General features: G+C 67.9%; 18 protein-coding genes and 3 tRNA genes. 7 read left to right on the forward strand and 14 right to left on the reverse strand.

The annotated features are described in order from the left end of the window. Window positions 1–95: 95 nt before the first annotated feature. The 5 genes from FB600_RS18210 to rnr form a co-directional block, all read right to left on the reverse strand. Window positions 96–815: a FadR/GntR family transcriptional regulator gene (locus FB600_RS18210; protein WP_013697827.1), complete on the reverse strand. Its 720-nt coding sequence runs from the start codon at window positions 813–815 to the stop codon at window positions 96–98. 340 nt (window positions 816–1155) lie between these two features. Continuing rightward, a complete protein-coding gene (gene rpiA / locus FB600_RS18215) occupies window positions 1156–1851 on the reverse strand; it encodes a ribose-5-phosphate isomerase RpiA (RefSeq protein WP_047837025.1) in 696 nt (231 codons plus the stop codon). 128 nt (window positions 1852–1979) lie between these two features. Continuing rightward, the gene (locus FB600_RS18220) at window positions 1980–2960 is read right to left on the reverse strand and encodes an N-acetylmuramoyl-L-alanine amidase (RefSeq protein WP_227743814.1); all 981 of its coding nucleotides are present in this window, start codon (window positions 2958–2960) and stop codon (window positions 1980–1982) included. A gap of 24 nt (window positions 2961–2984) precedes the next feature. Next, window positions 2985–3734, reverse strand: coding sequence for a 23S rRNA (guanosine(2251)-2'-O)-methyltransferase RlmB (gene rlmB / locus FB600_RS18225; RefSeq protein ID WP_013697824.1), 750 nt, complete (start codon window positions 3732–3734; stop codon window positions 2985–2987). 153 nt (window positions 3735–3887) lie between these two features. Beyond that, entirely contained in the window at window positions 3888–6362 is a 2475-nt protein-coding gene (rnr, locus tag FB600_RS18230; protein ID WP_145757202.1) for a ribonuclease R, read from the reverse strand. Window positions 6363–6578: 216 nt separating this feature from the next. On the opposite strand from rnr, the gene FB600_RS18235 reads away from it, so the two are divergent. After that, window positions 6579–6665 (forward strand) — tRNA-Leu (locus tag FB600_RS18235). A gap of 59 nt (window positions 6666–6724) precedes the next feature. Here the strand turns inward: FB600_RS18235 and FB600_RS18240 are convergent. The 5 genes from FB600_RS18240 to FB600_RS18260 form a co-directional block, all read right to left on the reverse strand. Further along, complete coding sequence (locus tag FB600_RS18240) at window positions 6725–7363, reverse strand: DNA-3-methyladenine glycosylase I (protein ID WP_145757201.1); 639 nt, start codon at window positions 7361–7363, stop codon at window positions 6725–6727. 136 nt (window positions 7364–7499) lie between these two features. Further along, on the reverse strand, window positions 7500–8561 hold the full coding sequence (locus FB600_RS18245) for an NAD(P)H-dependent flavin oxidoreductase (RefSeq protein ID WP_096749064.1): 1062 nt from the start codon (window positions 8559–8561) through the stop codon (window positions 7500–7502). 163 nt (window positions 8562–8724) lie between these two features. Beyond that, complete coding sequence (locus FB600_RS18250) at window positions 8725–8976, reverse strand: tautomerase family protein (protein WP_046579561.1); 252 nt, start codon at window positions 8974–8976, stop codon at window positions 8725–8727. Window positions 8977–9047: 71 nt separating this feature from the next. After that, window positions 9048–9761 (reverse strand): SDR family NAD(P)-dependent oxidoreductase, encoded by a 714-nt coding sequence (locus FB600_RS18255; RefSeq protein ID WP_036041217.1) that lies wholly within the window; start codon window positions 9759–9761, stop codon window positions 9048–9050. A 78-nt stretch (window positions 9762–9839) separates the two neighbouring features. Continuing rightward, a complete protein-coding gene (locus tag FB600_RS18260; protein WP_145757200.1) occupies window positions 9840–10535 on the reverse strand; it encodes a hypothetical protein in 696 nt (231 codons plus the stop codon). Between the two features lie 77 nt (window positions 10536–10612). On the opposite strand from FB600_RS18260, the gene FB600_RS18265 reads away from it, so the two are divergent. Continuing rightward, entirely contained in the window at window positions 10613–11500 is an 888-nt protein-coding gene (locus FB600_RS18265; RefSeq protein ID WP_098154133.1) for a LysR family transcriptional regulator, read from the forward strand. A gap of 55 nt (window positions 11501–11555) precedes the next feature. Here the strand turns inward: FB600_RS18265 and FB600_RS18270 are convergent, their stop codons facing one another. Next, the gene (locus FB600_RS18270; protein ID WP_098181014.1) at window positions 11556–12290 is read right to left on the reverse strand and encodes an alanyl-tRNA editing protein; all 735 of its coding nucleotides are present in this window, start codon (window positions 12288–12290) and stop codon (window positions 11556–11558) included. Window positions 12291–12471: 181 nt separating this feature from the next. Between FB600_RS18270 and FB600_RS18275 the strand changes: the two genes are divergently transcribed. Together FB600_RS18275 and FB600_RS18280 are read left to right on the forward strand one after the other, a co-directional pair. After that, window positions 12472–12558, forward strand: a tRNA-Leu gene (locus tag FB600_RS18275). A 179-nt stretch (window positions 12559–12737) separates the two neighbouring features. After that, window positions 12738–12824: transfer RNA gene (locus tag FB600_RS18280), tRNA-Leu, on the forward strand. A 65-nt stretch (window positions 12825–12889) separates the two neighbouring features. On the opposite strand, the gene FB600_RS18285 is transcribed toward FB600_RS18280, so the two are convergent. From FB600_RS18285 to FB600_RS18295, 3 genes are all read right to left on the reverse strand, one after another. Beyond that, window positions 12890–14575, reverse strand: a complete 1686-nt coding sequence (locus tag FB600_RS18285; RefSeq protein WP_145757199.1) for a SulP family inorganic anion transporter — start codon at window positions 14573–14575, stop codon at window positions 12890–12892. Between the two features lie 31 nt (window positions 14576–14606). Then, window positions 14607–15233 (reverse strand): ParB-like protein, encoded by a 627-nt coding sequence (locus FB600_RS18290; RefSeq protein WP_096749067.1) that lies wholly within the window; start codon window positions 15231–15233, stop codon window positions 14607–14609. 101 nt (window positions 15234–15334) lie between these two features. Next, window positions 15335–15889, reverse strand: coding sequence for a GNAT family N-acetyltransferase (locus FB600_RS18295; RefSeq protein WP_096749068.1), 555 nt, complete (start codon window positions 15887–15889; stop codon window positions 15335–15337). A 270-nt stretch (window positions 15890–16159) separates the two neighbouring features. Here FB600_RS18295 and FB600_RS18300 point away from each other — a divergent pair, with 270 nt between their 5' ends. The 3 genes from FB600_RS18300 (at window position 16160) to FB600_RS18310 (ending at window position 20255) form a co-directional block, all read left to right on the forward strand. Next, window positions 16160–17380 (forward strand): MFS transporter, encoded by a 1221-nt coding sequence (locus FB600_RS18300; protein WP_145757198.1) that lies wholly within the window; start codon window positions 16160–16162, stop codon window positions 17378–17380. 214 nt (window positions 17381–17594) lie between these two features. Then, window positions 17595–18392 (forward strand): TetR/AcrR family transcriptional regulator, encoded by a 798-nt coding sequence (locus FB600_RS18305; RefSeq protein ID WP_043216408.1) that lies wholly within the window; start codon window positions 17595–17597, stop codon window positions 18390–18392. A 108-nt stretch (window positions 18393–18500) separates the two neighbouring features. Further along, window positions 18501–20255: an AMP-binding protein gene (locus FB600_RS18310; protein WP_096749069.1), complete on the forward strand. Its 1755-nt coding sequence runs from the start codon at window positions 18501–18503 to the stop codon at window positions 20253–20255.

The raw sequence follows: 20255 nt of genomic DNA on the forward strand, positions 1-20255 counted from the left end.
GGAAGCGGAACTGCCACGCCGGCCGGGCCGGCGGCGAGCCGTCATGATAACGGGCCGCCACCTTGCACGGCAGCCCGCCTTCCTTCCGTCCCGGTTCAGCCGTGCGCGCGCGCCTCGAGCGCGACGCCGGCCGGCGCCTCGGTGGTCATGTCGATCAGCTCGCGCGAGGCACTTTCCGCCGCGCGCGCGTCGCGCTGCTCGATCGCGCTGACGATGCGCCCGTGCAGTTCCAGCAGGCGATCGTGCGCGCCCTCATGGGCCGCCACCTGCTGGCGCACCAGCCGCAAGGCACCGACAATGATCGCGCTCATCTGCTGATAGAACTGGTTGCCGCTGGCGTGGACGATGCGGGCATGCAGCCGCTCGTCGGCCTCGTCGTAGCCGGCCTCGCCCGCCTGCAGCGAACGGAAGGCCTCGAAGGCCTCGCGAATGCCGGCGATCTCGGCCGCATTGGCACGCTCGGCCGCCTGCCCGGCCGCGCGCGGTTCGATCAGCATGCGGAACTCGAGCACGTCGCGCATGAACTGCGGATCGGGCTTGGCGCGAAAGCGCCAGTCCACCACGTCCTCGTCGATCATGCGCCAGTCGCGCATCGGCCGCACCCGCGTGCCGACCTTGGGCCGCACGTCGAGCATGTCGCGCGCGAGCAGCATCGAGAGCGCTTCCCGCATCACCGTCCGGCTGACGTCGAAATCCTTCGACAGCACGTCCTGCGGCGGCAGGATCCCGCCGTACTTGTCCTCCACTATCCCTGTCACGAGCCCGTCCATGACCTTGCTGACGAGCGACCTTTCTTTGTCTTTTGGCTGTTCCATACGAGACCTCCCCGTTACGACGTATCTGTGTTGGCGTGCTGCCCCCGCAGTCCGGCCCGGCCCCATTTACTCTCTCGATCAGAAACTGCTCGCGAATCCGATTGTTCTTATGTTCGATACGTTGCTGAGTTCGCGATCACAACGCTATCTGGTAAACACCTGACAGGGTAATCCCTCTTACGATTTCGATTAGACATCCTATAGCAAAAAAAAGCCCGACAGGCCTGGAAAAGGCCGTCGGGCGATTTATCAGGATCGCAAAACGTTTGCGGGTTTCAGGGCGCCGGCGATTCGTTGTTTTGTGGAATCGCGCCGCGCCCCGAGGTTTTTAAATCCCTGTTTAACGCGAGCGGTAATCGATCGTTTCCACGCCGGTTTCGCCGCCGAGCAGGCAGAGGTCGGCGCCGCGCTCGGCGAACAGGCCCACCGTCACCACGCCGGGCCAACCGTTGATGCTCGCCTCCAGCGCGCGGGGCTCGCTGATCGCGAGGCCCTTCACGTCGAGGATCTCGTTGCCGTTGTCGGTCAGGAACGGCGCGCCGTCCTTCGTCACGCGCAGCACCGGCACGCCGCCGAGCGCCGCCAGGCGGCGGCCGATCGCGGTGCGCGCCATCGGCACCACCTCGACCGGCAGCGGGAAGGCGCCGAGCGTGGCCACCCGCTTGCTGGCGTCGGCGATGCACACGAAGGTTTCCGATACCGAGGCAACGATCTTCTCGCGCGTCAGCGCCCCGCCGCCGCCCTTGATCATCGCGCCGCTCGCGTCGATCTCGTCGGCGCCGTCGACATACACCTGCAGGCCCTCGATCTCGTTCAGGTCGAACACGCGGATGCCGTGCGATTCCAGCCGCTGCGTGGTGGCGATCGAGCTCGACACGGCGCCGCGGTAGCGTGTCTTGATCGCGGCCAGCGCGTCGATGAAGCAGTTCGCGGTGGAACCGGTGCCGACGCCGATCACCGAGCCTTCCGGCACGTTTGCCAGCACGTAATCGGCGGCGGCCTGGCCGACCAGGCGTTTGAGTTCGTCTTGAGTCATGGGGAGGTAAAGCGCTGATTGCGAAAAGACGCGAGTTTACCGGAGTCGTCCGACGCGGCGTCGATTTTCGTCCGCCGCGCGGCATCGGCGCGACAGGCACGGCGGCCCGCTGCTCGCGCCACCTTGAATCAGGGCGCCTCGGGTTCGACGCCGGCCGGCGCGGATGCCGGTGCCGACGCGGGGGGCGTGATGCCGGCCGAGGGTGCCGCGCCGGGGAAATACTTGTCGAGCAGGGCCTGCGCGATCGCATCGGTCTGCGCGTCCGGGTTGCCCGAATAGTCGGCCGGACGGAAATGCATCTGGAAGGCCGCGAACACGCGCCGCGTGCGCGCGTCGAGCACGCCGTCGGTGGCCACCTCGTAGCCGTAGCGCGCCAGCTTCAACTGCAGGCCGCGCACGTCGACCGGGTCGCCCGGCGCACGGCCGGCCAGCCTGGCCGCCACGGTCGCGTCGTCGGGCCAGGCGCCGATGCCGGCGCGCGCCAGCGCCTGCCACGGGAAGGCCGGGCCCGGATCGATCTTGCGCTGCGGGGCGATGTCGCTATGGGCAACCACGCGCGTGGGCGGGATGCCGTAGCGCGTGACGATATCCTTCGCCAGCTTCACCACGGCCTCGATCTGGTCCGGCGCATAAGGCTGCCAATGACGATTGGCCGGTGCGTCGAGCGGGCCGGCGTTGACGATCTCGATGCCGATCGAGGCCGCGTTGAGTTCGGTGGTGCCCTGCCAGTCGCTGACGCCGGCATGCCAGGCGCGCTGGTTCTCGGGCACCAGCTGCAGCACCACCGGCTCGCCGTTGCGGCGCGGCGGATGGCTCGGCACCAGGTAGTGCGCGCTGACCTCGTTGTGGGTCAGCACGAACAGCGCGCGCTGGTCGTCCGACTCCGTGTAGTGCAGCACCAGGAAGCGCACGCGCGAATCGGTGCCGCGCGCCGGATGGCTCGTATCGGCGACGTAACCATCGCGATCGACCAGCGTCGGCGAGGCGCAGGCGGCGAGCAAGGCCGCCGCGCAGCCGAACACCAGCACCCGCGAGGCGAACGCGGCCCGCGCGCCGGCCACGCGGGCGAGCCGCGCCGCCGTGGCGATCGGGGCCAGCGATTTCATCATCGCGCGCGCTCCTCGCCGCCGTGCCTACTTCGCGAGCGCCGCGCGACGCTGGCGCACCGCCTCGTACAGGCACACGCCGCTGGCCACCGAGACGTTCAGGCTCTCGACGCTGCCGGCCATCGGGATGTTCATCACGTCGTCGCAGGTGTCGCGCGTGAGGCGGCGCATGCCCTCGCCCTCGGCGCCCATCACCAGCGCGACCGGGCCGTCCAGCTTGGTCTCGTAGAGGCTCGCGCCGGCGTCGTCGGCGGTGCCGATCACCCACACGCCGGCATCCTTGAGCTCGCGCAGCGCGCGCGCCAGGTTGGTGACGGTGATGTAGGGCACCGTGTCGGCGGCGCCGCTGGCGACCTTGGCCGCCGTCGCGTTGAGGCCGACCGCGCGGTCGCGCGGCGCGATGATGGCATGCGCGCCGGCCGCGTCCGCCACCCGCAGGCAGGCGCCGAGATTATGCGGATCGGTCACGCCGTCGAGCACCAGCAGCAGCGCCGGGCCCTGGATACCGTCGAGCAGCTCGGCAAGGTTCTGCGCGAGCGGCAGATCCTCGACGCGCGCCACCACGCCCTGGTGGCGCTCGGTATGCGCGAGCCCCCAGAGGCGCGTCTCGTCGGCCGCGATCAGCCGGACCCCGGCCTCCTTAGCGGTGGCGAGGAAATCGATCATGCGGCGATCGCGCCGCGTCTGGTCGTACAAGACCTCGGCGACCGTCGACGCATCGTGGCGCAGCCGCGCGGTGACCGCGTGAAAACCGTAGAGAACCTTCAAACGTGACATGACTGAAGCTACCTTCATCTGGGCGCGGCGCGCTCGGCGCGCATCGCGCAATGGTAAAACGCAAGCGCCGCGTGACCGGCGGCGGGCCGGACAACGCGGCGTCTTCTGGGCTTCGGCTCGACGGGCCGGCACCTCGTGGCGCCGGCCGCGGCATCAATATTTCTTGCGCGGTCGCGCCTTCTTGGCCGGCGACTTCGAGGCCGGCCCACCGCCCTTCTTCTTCGCGGCGGGATGCGCGGGACGCGCTTCCTTGGCGGCCGGCACGCTCGGGCTCGCGACGGGCTTCTTGCGACGTGCCGGCAGCTCGTCCTCGCTCGCGGTGATGCCCGGCATCGCCCGCACGCGCGCGCCGCCGCGCTCGGCCGCGGCCGGCGTCGGCGCCGCCCCGCGCGGCGCCTTCACGGGTGTGTCGCGCACCAGGCGGAAGTCGATCTTGCGTGCATCGAGATCGACGCGGCTGACCTGCACGCGCACGCGATCCGAGAGCCGGTAGCGGATGCCGGTGCGCTCGCCGCGCAGCTCGTTCTTGATCTCGTCGTACTGGAAGTAGTCGGAGCCGAGCTCGGTGACGTGCACCAGCCCTTCGATGAACAGCGTGTCGAGCTGCACGAAGATGCCGAACGGCGTCACGCCGTTGACCATCCCGCCGTATTCCTCGCCGAGCTTGTCGCGCATGAAATAGCACTTGAGCCAGGCCTCGACGTCGCGCGAGGCTTCGTCGGCGCGGCGCTCGTTGGCCGAGCAATGCAGGCCGAGTTCTTCCCAGATCGCGTTGTTGCTGCGGGTGCGATTGCGCGCGGCGTCGTCTTCCTTCTGCATCGCGCGGGCACGCGGCGAGATCGCCGTGTTCAGCTCGACGCCCTCGGGCGCCTTGGGCGTGTACTTCTGGCCCGACAGGATCGCGTAGATCGCGCGGTGCGTGAGCAGGTCGGGATAGCGGCGGATCGGGCTCGTGAAATGCGCGTAGGCATCGTAGGCGAGACCGAAGTGGCCGATATTGTCCGGGCTGTAGACGGCCTGCTGCATCGAGCGCAGCAGCATCGGCTGCAGCATCTGCGCATCGGGCCGGTCGCGGATCTTCGCCATCAGCGCGGCATAGTCGCTGGCGTGCGGGGTATCGCCGCCGCCCAGCGTGAGCCCCATGCCGCGCAGGAAGGAACGCAGGTTCTCGAGCTTCTCGGCGGTCGGGCCCGCGTGGATGCGGTACAGGCCCGGCTGCTTGTGACGCTTCATGAAGTCGGCCGCGCAGACGTTGGCGGCCAGCATGCATTCCTCGATCAGCTTGTGCGCGTCGTTGCGCTGGCGCGGCAGGATCTGCTCGATCTTGCCCTGCGCGTTGCAGACGATGTAGGTCTCGGTGGTGTCGAAGTCGATCGCGCCGCGCTTCTGGCGTGCCGCGAACAGCGCCTTGAACACGCCGTAGAGATTCTGCAGGTAGGGCAGCAGCTCGGCGCGGCGCGCGGCCTCGGGGCCCTTGGTGTTGCCGAGCACGGCCGCCACTTCGGTGTAGGTGAGCCGCGCGGCCGAGTGGATCACGGCCGGGTAGAACTGGTAGCCCTTCACCTCGCCGCGCGCGGTCACCACCATGTCGCAGACCAGGGTGCAGCGGTCCACCGCCGGGTTCAGCGAGCACAGGCCGTTGGACAGCTTCTCGGGCAGCATCGGGATCACGCGACGCGGGAAGTACACCGAGGTGCTGCGCTCCAGCGCGTCGACGTCGAGCGCCTCGCCCGGCTTCACGTAGTGCGAGACGTCGGCGATCGCGACGATCAGGCGGTAGCCATCGCCGCGGCCGACCTTCATCGGCTCGCAGTAGACGGCATCGTCGAAGTCGCGCGCGTCCTCGCCGTCGATCGTGACCAGCGGCACGTCGCGCAGGTCCACGCGGTAGCGCAGGTCGATCGGGCGAACCTTGTCGGGCAGCGCGGCCGAGGCGGCCAGGGCCGCCGGGCTGAACTCGTGCGGCACGCCGTACTTGCGCACCGCGATCTCGATCTCCATGCCGGGATCGTCGATATCGCCGAGCACCTCGGTCACGCGGCCGAGCGGCTGCGAATGACGGCTGGGGAAATCGGTCAGCTCGACCACCACCACCTGGCCGACCTTGGCCTTCTTGGCGTTCTGCGAGATCAGGATGTCGTGGCCGATCCGCTTGTCCTCGGGGGCCACGATCAGCGCGCCGTTCTCGTTGAGCAGGCGGCCGATCACGCGCTTGTTGGCGCGATCGGTGACCTCGACCACATGCCCTTCCGGGCGGCCGCGACGGTCGTAGCCGACGATCCGCGCGAGCACGCGATCGTTGTGCATGACCTTCTGCATCTCGCCGTTGGGCAGGAACAGGTCGTCCTGGCCGTCGTCGCGGATCAGGAAGCCGTAGCCGTCGCGATGGCCCTGCACGCGGCCCGCGACGAAGTTCGAAGGATGGGTCAGTTGATAATGCCCGCGCTTGTCGAGCCGGATCTGGCCGTCGCGTTCCATGGCGGCGACGCGCCGGAAGAAACCCTCGCGTTCCTGGCGCTTGATCGACAGCGCCTCGGCGATGTCGTTCGCGGCCAGCGGTGCGTCGCTCGTACGCAGCACGCCGAGAATTTCCTCGCGGCTCGGAATGGGATACGGATACTTGCTCAAGGGCTTGTCGATGGTTGTTCTCGTTGCGTGGACTTACCTGTCCGGTTCGAACGATCGGACGCCAGGTTGCGGGCCATTCTATCACCCGTGGCCGCGCCAAAAACCGCGAAGCGCGGACGGCCCGCCGCAAGCGGCCCGTCCGGCGCGGTGATGCAAAAACTTGTTGACACGTCCATTCATCATGCTAAGATTGCGGTCTTGCTTGATGCAGCTTGTGCCCAGGTGGCGGAATTGGTAGACGCACTAGGTTCAGGTCCTAGCGGTGGCAACACCGTGGAGGTTCGAGTCCTCTCCTGGGCACCACAAGTTTTGAAAAGCCGGCCTCGTGCCGGCTTTTTTCATTTCCGGCTCGCCCTCGCACCCTACCGCCCCCACACTCCCGAACATCCGCGCCGATGGCTTGCCATCAGATGCGTATCCACGATCCCCGTCGCCTCCATCAGCGCGAACATGGTGGTCGGCCCGACGAACACGAAGCCGCGCTTGCGCAGCCCCTTGCTCAGCGCCTCCGATTCGGGCGACGCGGTCGGAATCTCGCCCACCGTGCGCGGCTCGGGCGTCTTGTCCGGCCGGAACGACCAGATGAACTCGGCCAGGCCGCCCTCCTCGCGCAGACGGATCGTCGCCACCGCGTTGTTGATCGCCGCGAGGATCTTCGAACGGTTGCGGATGATCCGCTCGTCCGCCAGCAGCCGCTCGACATCGCGCTCGCCGAAGGCAGCCACCTGCTCCGGGACGAAGCCGCGAAATGCGTCGCGGAAGGCCTCGCGCTTGCGCAGGATGGTCAGCCAGGACAAGCCTGACTGGAAAGCTTCCAGGCTAAGCCGCTCGAACAGGCCCTGCTCGTCGCGCACCGGCATGCCCCACTCGGTGTCGTAATAGTGCTTGAGCAGCGGATCGACCGCGGCCCAAGGCGGGCGCGCGAGTCCATCCTCGCCGACGATGACCTCGACGGGTCGGGCTGCCTGGGGTTTCGTGGCCTTCTTCGGGATCGTGCTCATCGGGCAATGACGCGGGTTTCGTTGCGGGAAAAACCAGCGCGCGACACCGGATCTCGACCCGGCGCCACGCGACTGCGCACTATCTCACACGAAACCCGCCGCGGGCCGGCGGCCCGCTCAAGTCCGCAAGCACCGCTCAGGACGCATCGGCCTCGACCAGGTAACGCGTCAGCGCGGCCGAGGACATCTCCCGCGCCAGCCGCGCCGCCTGCCCCGACCACATGTTGCTGAAATCGGAACGCCCCGCCTTCTCGGTCACCCCGCGCAGCGGCGCCAGCGCGCCGCCGGCGGTCGGGAACGCCGGCGCCAGCTTCGACATCGGGCCGATCTCGCGCATCAGGCGATTCGCGATACCGCGCGCGGGCCGCCCGGTAAACAGGTTGGTCAGCGCGGTCTCGTCCTCGCCGGCGGTACGCAGCGCGTCGCGGTGGAAGGCGCTCACCTTGGCTTCGGGCGTCAGCAGATAGGCCGTGCCGACCTGCACGGCCGAGGCGCCGAGCGCGAAGGCGGCCCGCACGCCGCGCGGATCGGCGATGCCGCCGGCGGCGATCACCGGCACCGGCACCGCGTCGACGATCTGCGGCACCAGGGCCAGCGTGCCGACCTGGGTCGACATGTCGTCCGAGAGGAAATTGCCGCGATGGCCGCCGGCCTCGTAGCCCATCGCGATCACCGCGTCGACGCCGCGCTCGACCAGCCAGCGCGCCTCCCTGACCGTGGTGGCCGAGGCGATCACGCGCGCGCCGGCCCGCTTGACACGCGCCAGCAAGGCGGCTTCGGGCAGGCCGAAATGGAAGCTGACGACCTCTGGCCGATAGGCCTCCACCACCTCGCAATAGGCGGCATTGAAGGGCGCGCGCCCGGCCGACGGCACCGGCTCGGCCGGATCGAGCCCGAGCTCGACGTAGTAGCGCGCCAGCACCGCCCGCCAGGCGAGCTGGCCGGCCGGATCCGGCGCGGGGTCGGTATGCGCGAAGAAATTGAGGTTGATCGGCCGGGTGGTGGCGCCGCGAATCCGGTCGAGCGCCGCCTTCATCTGCTCGACCGACAGCATCGCGCCCGGCAGCGAGCCGAGCCCGCCCGCCTCGCTGGTGGCGATCACCATCTCGGGCGTGGTCGCGCCGGCCATCGGCGCCTGGATGATCGGCAGTTCGATGCCGAACAGGTCGAGAATTCGATTGTCTTGCCAGTTACCCATGCTTGCGTTCTCCCTGCGGCGATGCCGCTCATCGCGCGCCGCCTGCTTCGCGAAACGCGCCGGTCGTCGACGCGCGCCATCCTACCTCAGCCGCGCGTTCGGCATCCGGCTCGCCATCTGCCGCCCGCAGCCCGCGCGCTTCGTGGTTCCGGCGCTTCGCGCCTCAAGCGTCGCCGCCGGCCTTGGCGGCGGCGCGCTGCTGCTCGCGCCATTCGGGGGTCGTGACGCCGCCCACGCCCCAACTGTCGAGCTCGACCTCGTCGATCACCACGAAGGTGGTGTGATGCGGCTTGCCCATCACCTCGAACAGCAGGTCGCTGACGCCCTTGATCAGCGCCTTCTTCTGCTCCGGCGTGGTGGCGCTGGCGCCGGGCGCGGTGCCCTCGCGGGTGACCTTGATATTGATATACGGCATGGTGCTTCTCCTTGTTCGGATGTCCAGGACGGCGAGGGCCGGCGGTGACAACGCCGGCCCTCGCGCGGTGCTTACCAGCGGCCGGCGTGCTGGCCGCCGTCGACACTGAGCGTCTCGCCCGTCACGAAACCGGCGCGCTCGAGGTACATCACCGCGTCGACGATCTCGGACACCTCGCCCATGCGGCCCATCGGGTGCAGGTTGTCGAGGAAGGCATGGGTTTCGGCCGGGTGCATCGGCGTCTTGATGATGCCCGGCGCCACCGCGTTCACGCGCACGCCGCTCTTCGCATACTCGATCGCCAGGCCGCGCGTGACCGCGTCGAGGCCGCCCTTGGTCAGCGTGGCGAGCCCCGAGGGCGCGCCGCTGATCGCCTGGCGCACCAGCGTGGTGGTGATCTGCACGACGTGGCCGTGACGCTGCGCGAGCATCGGCTCGAGCGCCAGCTGGGTGACGTGGAAGAAGCCGCCCAGGTTCACGCTCAGCACCCGCGTGAACTCCTCGGGCGTGTATTCGGTGAACGGCTTGCCGATGAAGATGCCGGCATTGTTGATCAGCGTATCGATGCGGCCGAAGCGATCGAGCGCCGTCTTCACCACCTGCTGCGCGACCTCGCGATCGCTGATGTTGCCCGGCACCGCCACCACGCCCGCGTCGTCGCCCTGGCGGATGTTGCGAGAATTCGCGACCACCGCGTAACCCTGCCTGCGATAGGCCTCGACGATGCCGGCGCCGATGCCTTGCGATGCGCCCGTCACGATGGCGACTTTCTGTTGATTGCTCATGATTCTGCTCCACTGATTAGGTTGACTAACTACCAGGATGTCCGTTCGGGCATCCATCGCGGGTCCTGCTTCAGGCTGTCACGTGATCGTGAGCGGCCTGCCCTTCCTGAAGAATGTCAAGCGCCCGGCCAGATCGGGGCGCGCACGTCCGGCCAAGGGCGATCGGCCTGCCTCGGGCCATCCATCGCCCACCAGCAGCACGGCATCCGGAAACGCCCGCGCCACCGCCCACGCCAGGTCGTCGTCACGGCTGCCCGGCCCGCATCGACGATCGAACCAGGTCGCACCCAGCAGCACCGCTCGTGGCGCGAAGCGGTCGGCGACGTCGGTCACGCCTTCGGGCGATACCCCAACGCCCGGCAGGTACAGCAGGTCGCCCGGCCGCACCGAACCCAGCACGAATCCGATCCCCGCGTCGCCCGCGCTGCCGGCCGGCGTGGCCGTGACCAGCAGGCGCGTCAGGCCATCGCGGCAGAGCGTGCTGGTCTCGTACGCCGCGAGCCCGACCGCGCCGCCGCCAAGGCATGCCGCCACCGGCTTGCTCGCGTAGACGCGTCGAGCGGCCGGCAAGCCTGCCTCGCGTCCGCCGCTCCACACGCCGCCGCCGAGCAGCAGCGCATCGAGCTCGCCGATGCCGGCGGCACCGGCCGCCGCGTACCGCAGCGCAGCCGGGCCGCCCCGCCATTCGGGAATCGCCAGCATCCGCATCGAATCGATCTCGATCCGGACGACGGCGCCCTCGAGCGCGCTGAGCTTGGTGGTTGCGGATGGCATCGGAAGCACCGTGTTGCATGGCATGGACGCAAGCGTATGCCGATTGCCGCCTCCGCAAAATCCGCTATCCTCTCTCAATGGCTGAGAAAAAACGCACAGAGGTCGATTGGCAGGATGTTCGCGTGTTCCTGGCGCTGGGGCGCCACGGGAGCCTGTCGGCGGCCGCCCGCGCGCTGGGGGTCAACCACGCGACGATTTCGCGACGGATCCAGTCGCTGGAGGCCACGCTCGGCGAGAAGCTGGCGGAACGCCGGCCGGAAGGTTATGTGCTGACGCCGGCCGGCACGCGCGCCCTGAGCGTGGCAAGCGACATGGAGACGGCGGTGCAGACGCTGGGACGCGGCGGTACCGACGATGCGCCGAAGGGCATCGTGCGCGTGAATGCGCCGCCCGCGCTCTCGCAGGCCTTCCTGACGCGCCGTCTGGCCGAGGTGCCGATCCTGTTCCCCGGGCTCGACATCGACCTGGCGACAGACCTGCGCTCGATCAGTCTCGAGCGGCACGAGGCCGACATCGCGGTGCGCATCGACAAACCCGAGGACGGCGACTTCATCGCCAAGCCGGTCGGGTCGATAGATTTCGGTTTTTATGGCACGCCGGCCGTCTGCGAGCGCGTGGAAGGCGGCGACGCACCGATCCTGGTGGGTTTCGACGAAGCGAACAGTCATATGCCGGATGCGAGCTGGCTCGGCCAGCACTATTCGCAGGCGCGGATCGCGTTTCGCGCCAACAACCACGTCGCGCAGGCCACCGCGGCCTGCGCGGGCGTCGGGCTGGCGATGCTGCCGCATTACGTGGGGCGCCAGTTGCCCGAGTTGCGCGCCTGCGCGCTGAGCCCGGTGCGGCCCTCGCGTGACATCTGGCTGCTGATCCGGCGACAGGACCGCAAGGACCTGCCGATCCGAACCGTGGTCGACTACCTGACGCGGCGCTTCGAGGAAGCGCGGGACCTGTTCGAGGCCTGAGCGGCGCCCGGGCTGCGGCGTCGCGGCGAGCCGGCTCGCCCTGCCCGCGCCGGCCTCACTCGATGAAACCGAGCACGACGCGGCGCGTGCGCGCGGTTTTCTTCTCCATCTTGGTCACGTGGATCGGCCCGATCTCGGCCGTGTTGGCGACATGCGTGCCGCCGCAGGGCTGCAGGTCGATGCCGTCGATGCGCACCAGGCGCACCGTGCCGAAACCGCTCGGCGGCTTGACGCTCATGGTGCGCACCAGGTCGGGATTGGCCTGCAGCGCCTCGTCGCTGATCTGCTCGATCGTCACGGCGCGCGCGGCCTCCACCCACTTCGCCAGGGTCGCGTCGATCTCCTCGCGCGCCAGCGGCTCGCTGGTCACGAAATCGAGTCGCGCGTAATCGGGGGTGATGCTGCAACCATCGACGGGATACGGCAGCGCGCCGCACATCAGGTGCGATGCGGTGTGCAGGCGCATCATCCGGTTGCGCCGTGCCCAGTCGATCTCGATCGCGACTTCATCGCCGACGGCGAGCTTCGACAGCACGGCAAGCTGGTCCGGCGCGGGTACGTGGAGCACGTCATCCGGCGTGGCGCCGGGGAGCTGGTTCTTGCGCGCATCGGCGATCGCGAGGCGGCTGCCGTCGCCCAGCGTGATGACACCCGTGTCGCCGAGCTGACCGCCGCCATGCGGGTAGAACACGGTGCGCTCCAGCGTGAGACCGGATTCGTCGATATGCGTGACGCGGGTGGTGCATTGGCGCAGATAGGGATCGTCGCGGAACAGGGCTGACGTGGGCATCGGATAACCTCGGGGGATCTTGGTTGGAGGAATGGCGAGGCAAGACAGGCTTCGTGCTCGCGGCACGATGGCTATCGCGATCATGGGGCATGCCGAGGGAAAATGGACGAAGCGCTTCAAAAAGTATTGACAGCGCCCTTGGGCACGCTATAATCACATTCTTGCTTGAGATGCAGCTTGTGCCCAGGTGGCGGAATTGGTAGACGCACTAGGTTCAGGTCCTAGCGGTGGCAACATCGTGGAGGTTCGAGTCCTCTCCTGGGCACCACAAGTTCTAAAAAGGTCGGCTTTATGCCGGCCTTTTTTCATTTCAAGCCAAGCGTAAGCAAGAAGCGCTATTTCCCGCGATGAACGTGCTCAACGAAAAAAATTCGATTTGTCCCGAAAAACCGTTGACAAGGGATCCGGCTCCTCTATAATCGCATTCTTGCTTGAGATGCAGCTTGTGCCCAGGTGGCGGAATTGGTAGACGCACTAGGTTCAGGTCCTAGCGGTGGCAACATCGTGGAGGTTCGAGTCCTCTCCTGGGCACCACAAGTTATAAAAAGGTCGGCTTTATGCCGGCCTTTTTTCATGTCAAGCGTTCATTTCCAGCGCCCTCACCCACAGCGCGCCACCGCGTCATCCACACTCAGCTCCGACAGCGCCTCCTCCCGCAGCCCGTCGTCACTGGCTCGCCGCAGCACCTCGAGCACCTCGGGCTTCAGCCGCACCAGCCGCAAACGCCAGCCCCGCGCCTCGCACTCGGCAGCAAAGGTCTTCAAGGCCTCGATCGCCGTTCCGTCGAGATCGGGCGATTCCTCCAGGCTCAGGACGATCGTCGTCAGGGCTCCGGCCGCATGCGCGAGCTGTCGCACGCTTGCCAGCACACGCTCGGCGTTCGCGAAGAACAACTGCCCTTCCGGCCGCACGATCAGCATGCCGGGCACCGGCGCCGCGTCGGCATGGATCGACACGTCGACGAAATCGCGGCTGTCGCGCAAGCGCCCCAACTCACTGATCTTGGGCTCGGACAGCTTGCGCACGGTAAACAGCAGGCTCATCGCAATCGACACCAGCAAGCCGTTGAGCACGCCCAGCACGAGTACCGCCAGGATCGCCGCGACCACCAGCAGGCGATCGCGATGCCAGCGCCAGTAAGGCCCGAACGCGGCCGGATGCAACGAATGGCTGACCGCGAAGATCACGATCGCGGCCAGCACCGGCTCCGGCGTGCGCGCCAGTTGCGGCAGCAGCAGCCAGACGATCAGCGCGATCACGAGCGCCGCGCAGGCGCCCGCGAGCCGGCTCTGCGCGCCGGCCGCCTCGTTCGCCGAACTGGCCGAATAACCCGCGCCGACCGGCATGCCATGCAGCAGCCCCGAAACCAGATTGGCGCAGCCGAGCGCGACCAGATCGCGATTCGGCGAGATCGTGTCGCCATGCTTCAACGCGAAGTTGCGGATCGAACCATAGGACTCCGCGTACAGGATCAGCATCAGCGCGAAGCCCAGCTCGATGGTCTGGGTCCAGGCCGTGCGATCGAGCGAAGGCAGGCCGAGCGCCACATGCTGCAGATCGATCCGGCCGACCACGGCCACCCCGTGCACGCGCCAGTCGATCCCGTAACCGGCGGCGATGCCAAGCACGATCACGATCAGCGTCGCCGGAGCGCGCGAGCGATTGCCGAGCAGGAACAGGATCGCCAGCGCGACGGCCCCGACCACGACGCTGGACGGATTCGCCTGCGACAGCCCACGCAGCAGATCGAGGAACACATGCGGCGTGTCGCTGTGATGGACCGGCACCACGAGGATCTTCGGCAACTGCCTGATCACGATCGTCAGGGCCAGGCCGAAGGTGAATCCGCGCAGCACCGGCCGGGCGATGAAGTCCGAGATGCCGCCCAGCCGCGCGGCCCCGGCGATCAGGAACAGCACGCCGGTGGTGGCCACCAGGGCAGCGGCCAGGGCCAGTTGCGCGACGGCCGTGGCGCCCGTTTCCGACAACACGGTGGCGGCCAGCACGGCCGCCGAGGACGAGGTCGACGAGACGATCGCGAAACGGCTGCTGCCGAGCACCGCGTAGACCACCAGGCCGACCAGCAAGGCGATCAGGCCGGCCTGCGGCGGCAGGTTCGCGAGTCCCGCGTAGGCCACCGCCTCGGGGATCAACAGGCCCGCGATCGACAGGCCGGCCAGCGCATCGCGCCAGTTGCGCTCGCCACGCGGCATGGCCGGCGCGGCGATGGCCGCGAAGTGTGCGGGATCACGCGGCGCCACGTCGGGCACCGGCTGCGCGGGCATCGCTCCCGCCGGCTTGCGCCCCACCGCCATCTCAGGGCCTCGGCTCGAATACGCCGGTCCAGCCCGGCAGGTAGCGCGCATCCTGCGCGTGCGCATGGGCCAGCGCCTCCTTGAGCGCCTTGGCGAAATGCTCGCGGATCCGCTCGACCGGAATCTTGCCGCGCAGGTAGTCGGCCCAGAGGAATTCGCTGAACGGCGTGGTGTCCTTGGCGTAACCGCCGGCGGTGCGCAACTCGCCGGCCAGGCTGCGATAGGGATCGTCGCGCAGCGCCGTCAGCACGCCCGGCAGGCGGTCGTAGTCGTGACGCGAACCATCGGGACCGAAGGGGTGCACCCACTGGTTGTGCTCCATCATCCGCCAGAAGATCGTGTCGTCGAGCCAGGACAGGTCCTTCAGCAGCATCGCCTTCACATCGGTCACGCCCTCTTCCATCAAGGCACGGCCGAGATGATGGTGATCGACGATGAACAGCGCCTGCCCGGGGCCGAGCACAGCCGGAAACCAATGCAGGTCGATCGCCTCGCGACGCGCCTTCTTGCCCAGCGACTGCCAGTGCTTGCGCTTGGCCTCGACCTCGCGAAAGCCGATCGTCATTTGCGTGGGTTTCAGCGCCGCCAGCCTGGCGGGAATCAGATGGACGTCGCGGCCCAGTGCCATGGTCGGTCTCCCAGGGAAATATCCGCCACGATACCCTCGCGAGCCGCGTTCGTGCCGTTCGGCACCATCCTCGGGCGAACCTCCAACTCGCGCCTCGCGGTTCAGGGCGAACAGGCCGCGCCCGGCGCATCGAGCCGGTGCCGCAGCCACGAACCGTATTCGTCCTCGACGACGTCGAGCGCCCGCATGCCCAGCTTGCGCGCCAGCTTCAGCGAGGCGGCATTGTCGACGGCGATGTCGGCGATCAGCGCCGGGACCTGCACGGCATCGAAGGCATGCCGGACCACGCAGGCCGCCGCCTCGCTCGCATAACCCTGCCCCCAGGCATCGCGTACCAGGCGCCAGCCGATCTCGGGCGCCTCGCTGCCCTGGACGGGCAGCAGCAGGACCCAGCCGAGGAAACGCGCCGGCTCGCGCGCCTCGGCCAGCACCCAGTAGCCATGCCCCGGCGGATAGCCGCGCGTGATGCGATCGAACACGAAACGCCGATGCGCGAGCGGATCGCGCCACGGCCCCGGGATATGGCGAGTGACCTCGGGATCGCGGTCCATCGCGAGGCAAGCCTCGAGATCGTCGAGCGTGCGCGCACGCAGGATCAGTCGCTCGGTGCGCAACGGCGGCACCCCGTTTCCGGGTCGATGGCAGGCATCCGTCATGAACGCTCCGGGCAGGATTCCGATCAATAATCGGATTACGAAAATTGAAACGACATGCATTCAATTGCAATACATGCCTTTCATATTCAATTCAATCCTGCGCATTCTGCCATTTACCCGCGAAAATCGACTAGGGATTAATCCCGAGCCTGAAATCAAACGGAACGCGATCCTTATTGCTCGGCGTACACTGAACCGGCCGTCCGCGCCCGGCGCCGCGCTGGGCGGGCCTTGCCGCCGCGCGGCGCCGCCACCAAGGAGACCTGCCCCATGAGCTGGACCCGGGAACAAAGAAACGTAACGATCGCTGCCTATCTCGGCTGGACCCTCGACGCCTTCGATTTCTTCCTGATGGTATTCGTGCTGAAGGATATCGCCGCGGAATTCAATACGAAAATCCCGGCGGTGGCCTTTGCCGTCACCCTGACCCTGGCCATGCGTCCGCTCGGCGCCCTGATCTTCGGCCGTCTCGCCGACCGTTTCGGCCGCCGGCCGACCCTGATGGTCAACATCGCCTGCTATTCGGTGCTGGAGTTCGCCTCGGGTTTCGCGCCCAGCCTCGGCGCCCTGCTCGTGATGCGTGCACTGTTCGGCATCGCGATGGGCGGCGAATGGGGCGTGGGCTCCGCGCTGACCATGGAAACCGTGCCGCCGCATTCGCGCGGCATCGTCTCGGGGCTGCTGCAGGCCGGTTATCCGAGCGGCTATCTGCTCGCCTCGGTGGTGTTCGGCGTGCTCTACCAGTACATCGGCTGGCGCGGCATGTTCATGATCGGGGTGGTGCCGGCGCTGCTGGTACTCTACGTGCGCTCGCACGTGCCCGAATCACCGGCCTGGAAGCAGATGGAAAAGCGTCCGCGCCCGAGCCTGGTCGCCACGCTCAAGCAGAACTGGAAGCTGTCGGTCTACGCGGTGGTGCTGATGACGGCCTTCAACTTCTTCTCGCACGGCACCCAGGATCTCTACCCGACCTTCCTGCGCGAGCAGCATCACTTCGACCCGCATACGGTGTCGTGGATCACCATCGTCCTGAACATCGGCGCGATCGTCGGCGGCCTCGCCTTCGGTTCGATCTCCGAAAAGATCGGCCGGCGCCGCGCGATCTTCATCGCCGCGCTGATCGCGCTGCCGGTGCTGCCGCTGTGGGCCTTCTCGAGCGGCGCGCTCGCGCTGGCGGCCGGCGCCTTCCTGATGCAGATCTCGGTGCAGGGCGCCTGGGGCGTGATCCCGGTCCACCTCAACGAGATCTCGCCCGACGAGATCCGCGCGACCTTCCCGGGTTTCGTCTATCAGCTCGGCAACCTGCTCGCCTCGGGCAATGCCACCATGCAGGCGCAGCTCGCCGTGGACAACGGCAACGACTACGGCCACGCGCTGGCCATCGTGGCCGGCACGGTGGCCGTGGTGATCGCGGTGCTGATCCTGTTCAGCCGCGAACGACGCGGCATCGACATGACGCAGAGTGCCGCGCAAGCCGCCGCCACCCACTGAGCCTCACCCGCAGCGCATCATCGCGCGAGGCGCGCCGCCGCGCGCATTCCCGCGCGATGATGCTGCAACGCACACCAGCACTAGAGGATTCCGCCCACAGACAACGCTTGCCGCCCTCCCGCGACGCTTCTTATCTTAATAAAAAACGCTTGTTTCAATTACAGATTTGAATCGCCTGTTCGGCAACGAAACGGTGATCAAAAGGGAGGCGCACATGGCGGTTCGTCAGGCCAGCCGGCAAAGCGGCGGCACGAAGGCGCGCATACTCGACGCGGCCGAAGACCTGTTCGTCGAACACGGCTTCGAGGCGATGTCGATGCGCCAGATCACATCGCGTGCCGCGGTCAATCTCGCGGCGGTCAATTACCACTTCGGCAGCAAGGAGGCGCTGATCCACGCGATGCTCTCGCGCCGCCTGGACCAGCTCAACGACGAACGTCTGCGCATCCTCGATCGCTTCGAGGCGCAGCTCGGCGCCTCCATCACCTGCGAGCACGTGCTCGGCGCGATGTTCATCCCGGCGCTGCAGGCTTCGCGCGATCCCCAGCGCGGCGGCCGCGCCTTCCTGCGGCTGATCGGGCGCGCCTACACCGATCCCTCGACCTTCGTGCGCAGCTTCCTGTCGGCGCATTACGCGAGCGTCGCGGGACGCTTCTTCGAGGCGTTCCAGCGCGCGCTGCCGCAACTGCCGCGCAGCGAACTCGGCTGGCGCCTGCACTACGCGATCGGCGCCCTGTCCGGCGCCCTGGCGGGCGCGGAAACCGACAGCCTGCTCGACGATTTCTCGCAGGGCCGCAGCATGAACGACGTGCAGATGATCGCGCGCCTGTCCTCGCTGATCGTCGCCGCGCTGAAGGCGCCGATGCCCGACGCGGCGCAGATGTCGATCTTCGCCGCGGTGCTCGAGGACGCGCAGCGCGGCAGCCCGCTGGTCGCCGGCGGCGGTGAATTGCAGGCCGGGCCGTTCAGCGCCTCGGCCGGTACCCGGCTGCACGCGCGGCACGCGTCCTGAGGCGCGGCGCCCGGCGGCGCGCACGGTCGACTCCCTCGCGCCCGTTCGCCGGCGCGAGGCGCCCGCTTGCCGCCCATCACGATTCCAATGAACCTGGAGACATCAGCGATGAACGCCACCGTTGCCCCCGTCGGCGCGCCGGCGCCGAATACCGACGGCATCTGGTTCCCGGCCTATCCGCGCGGCGTGCCGCAGGAGATCGACCTCACGCAGTACGACTCGCTCGCCCAGTATTTCGACGAATGCACCTCGCGCTACGCCGATCGCGTGGCCTATCTCAGCGCCGGTTCGCAACTGGGCTATGCCGCGCTCGGACGCAAGGCCGAGGCCTTCGCGTCCTACCTGCAGCACCAGCTCGGCGTGAAGCCCGGCGATCGCGTCGCGATCATGCTGCCGAACTCGTTCCAGTATCCGATCACGCTGTTCGGCGCGCTCAAGGCCGGCGCGGTGGTGGTCAACGTCAACCCGCTCTACACGGCGCGCGAGCTCGCGCATCAGTTGAAGGACAGCGGCGCGGAAACCATCGTCGTATTCGAGAACTTCGCCCATACGCTCGAGGAAGCGCTGCCGGAGACGCGCGTGCGCAACGTGATCGTGACCGCGCTCGGCGACCTGCTCGCCGATGGCTTCAACGCCAAGGGCCGCCTCATCAACTTCGTGCTCAAGCGCGTCAAGAAGCTGGTGCCCGCCTACCGACTGCCGCAGGCGGTCAGGTTGCGCGCGGCGCTGGCCCAGGGCGCCGGCCGGCGCGCCGTGCCGGTGGCGCTCACGCGCGAGGACCTGGCCTTCCTGCAATACACGGGCGGCACCACCGGCGTGGCGAAGGGCGCGATGCTGACCCACGGCAACCTGATCGCGAACCTGCTGCAGGCGAAGTCGTGGATCGCCGACCAGGTCTCGGGCGAGATCGAGACGGTGCTCACGCCGCTGCCGCTTTATCACATCTATTCGCTGACCGTGAATGCGCTGATCTTCATGGGCCTGGGCGGGCGCAACATCCTGATCGCCAACCCGCGCGACACCAAGATGATGATGAAGATCCTGCGCAACGAGACCTTCACCGGCATCACCGGCATCAACACGCTCTACAACGCCTTCCTCGACAACGCGGAATTCCGCGCCCGCGATTTCTCCAAGCTCAAGCTCGCGATGGCGGGCGGCATGGCGATGCAGCGCGCGGTGGCCGATCGCTTCAAGGAGGTCACCGGCTGCCCGGTGGTGGAAGGCTACGGCCTGACCGAATGCTCGCCGATCGTCACCATGAACCCGGTCGACCTGAACGACATGCACGACTTCAACGGCTCGATCGGCATCCCCGCGCCATCGACCCTGGTGCGCTTTCGCCGCGAGGATGGCAGTTGGGCCGGCATCGGCGAGGCCGGCGAGCTGTGCGTGCGCGGCCCGCAGGTGATGCGCGGCTACTGGCAGCGCCCCGACGAAACCGCCAAGGTGCTCGACCGCGAGGGCTGGCTCGCGACCGGCGATATCGGCGTGATGGACGAGCGCGGTTTCGTGCGCCTGATCGACCGCAAGAAGGACATGATCCTGGTGTCGGGTTTCAACGTCTATCCGAACGAGATCGAGGAAGTGCTGGTGATGCATCCGGGCATCAGCGAGGCAGCCGCGATCGGCGTGCCCGATCCCGCGCAGGGCGAGCGCATCAAGGCCTTCGTGGTGCGGCGCGACCCCGCGCTGACGATCGAGGAGGTGCTCGCGCACTGCCGCAAGAACCTCACCGGCTACAAGATGCCGAAGGCGGTCGAATTCCGCGATGCGCTGCCGCAGACCAATGTGGGCAAGATCCTGCGCCGCGCGCTGCGCGACGAGGAACTCGCCCGGCTCAAGGCCGCCGCATCGCAATGA

Origin of the sequence: Burkholderia sp. SJZ089 (genome assembly GCF_007828315.1) — a bacterium.
In the GTDB taxonomy this organism is placed as follows: Bacteria; Pseudomonadota; Gammaproteobacteria; order Burkholderiales; family Burkholderiaceae; genus Burkholderia; species Burkholderia gladioli.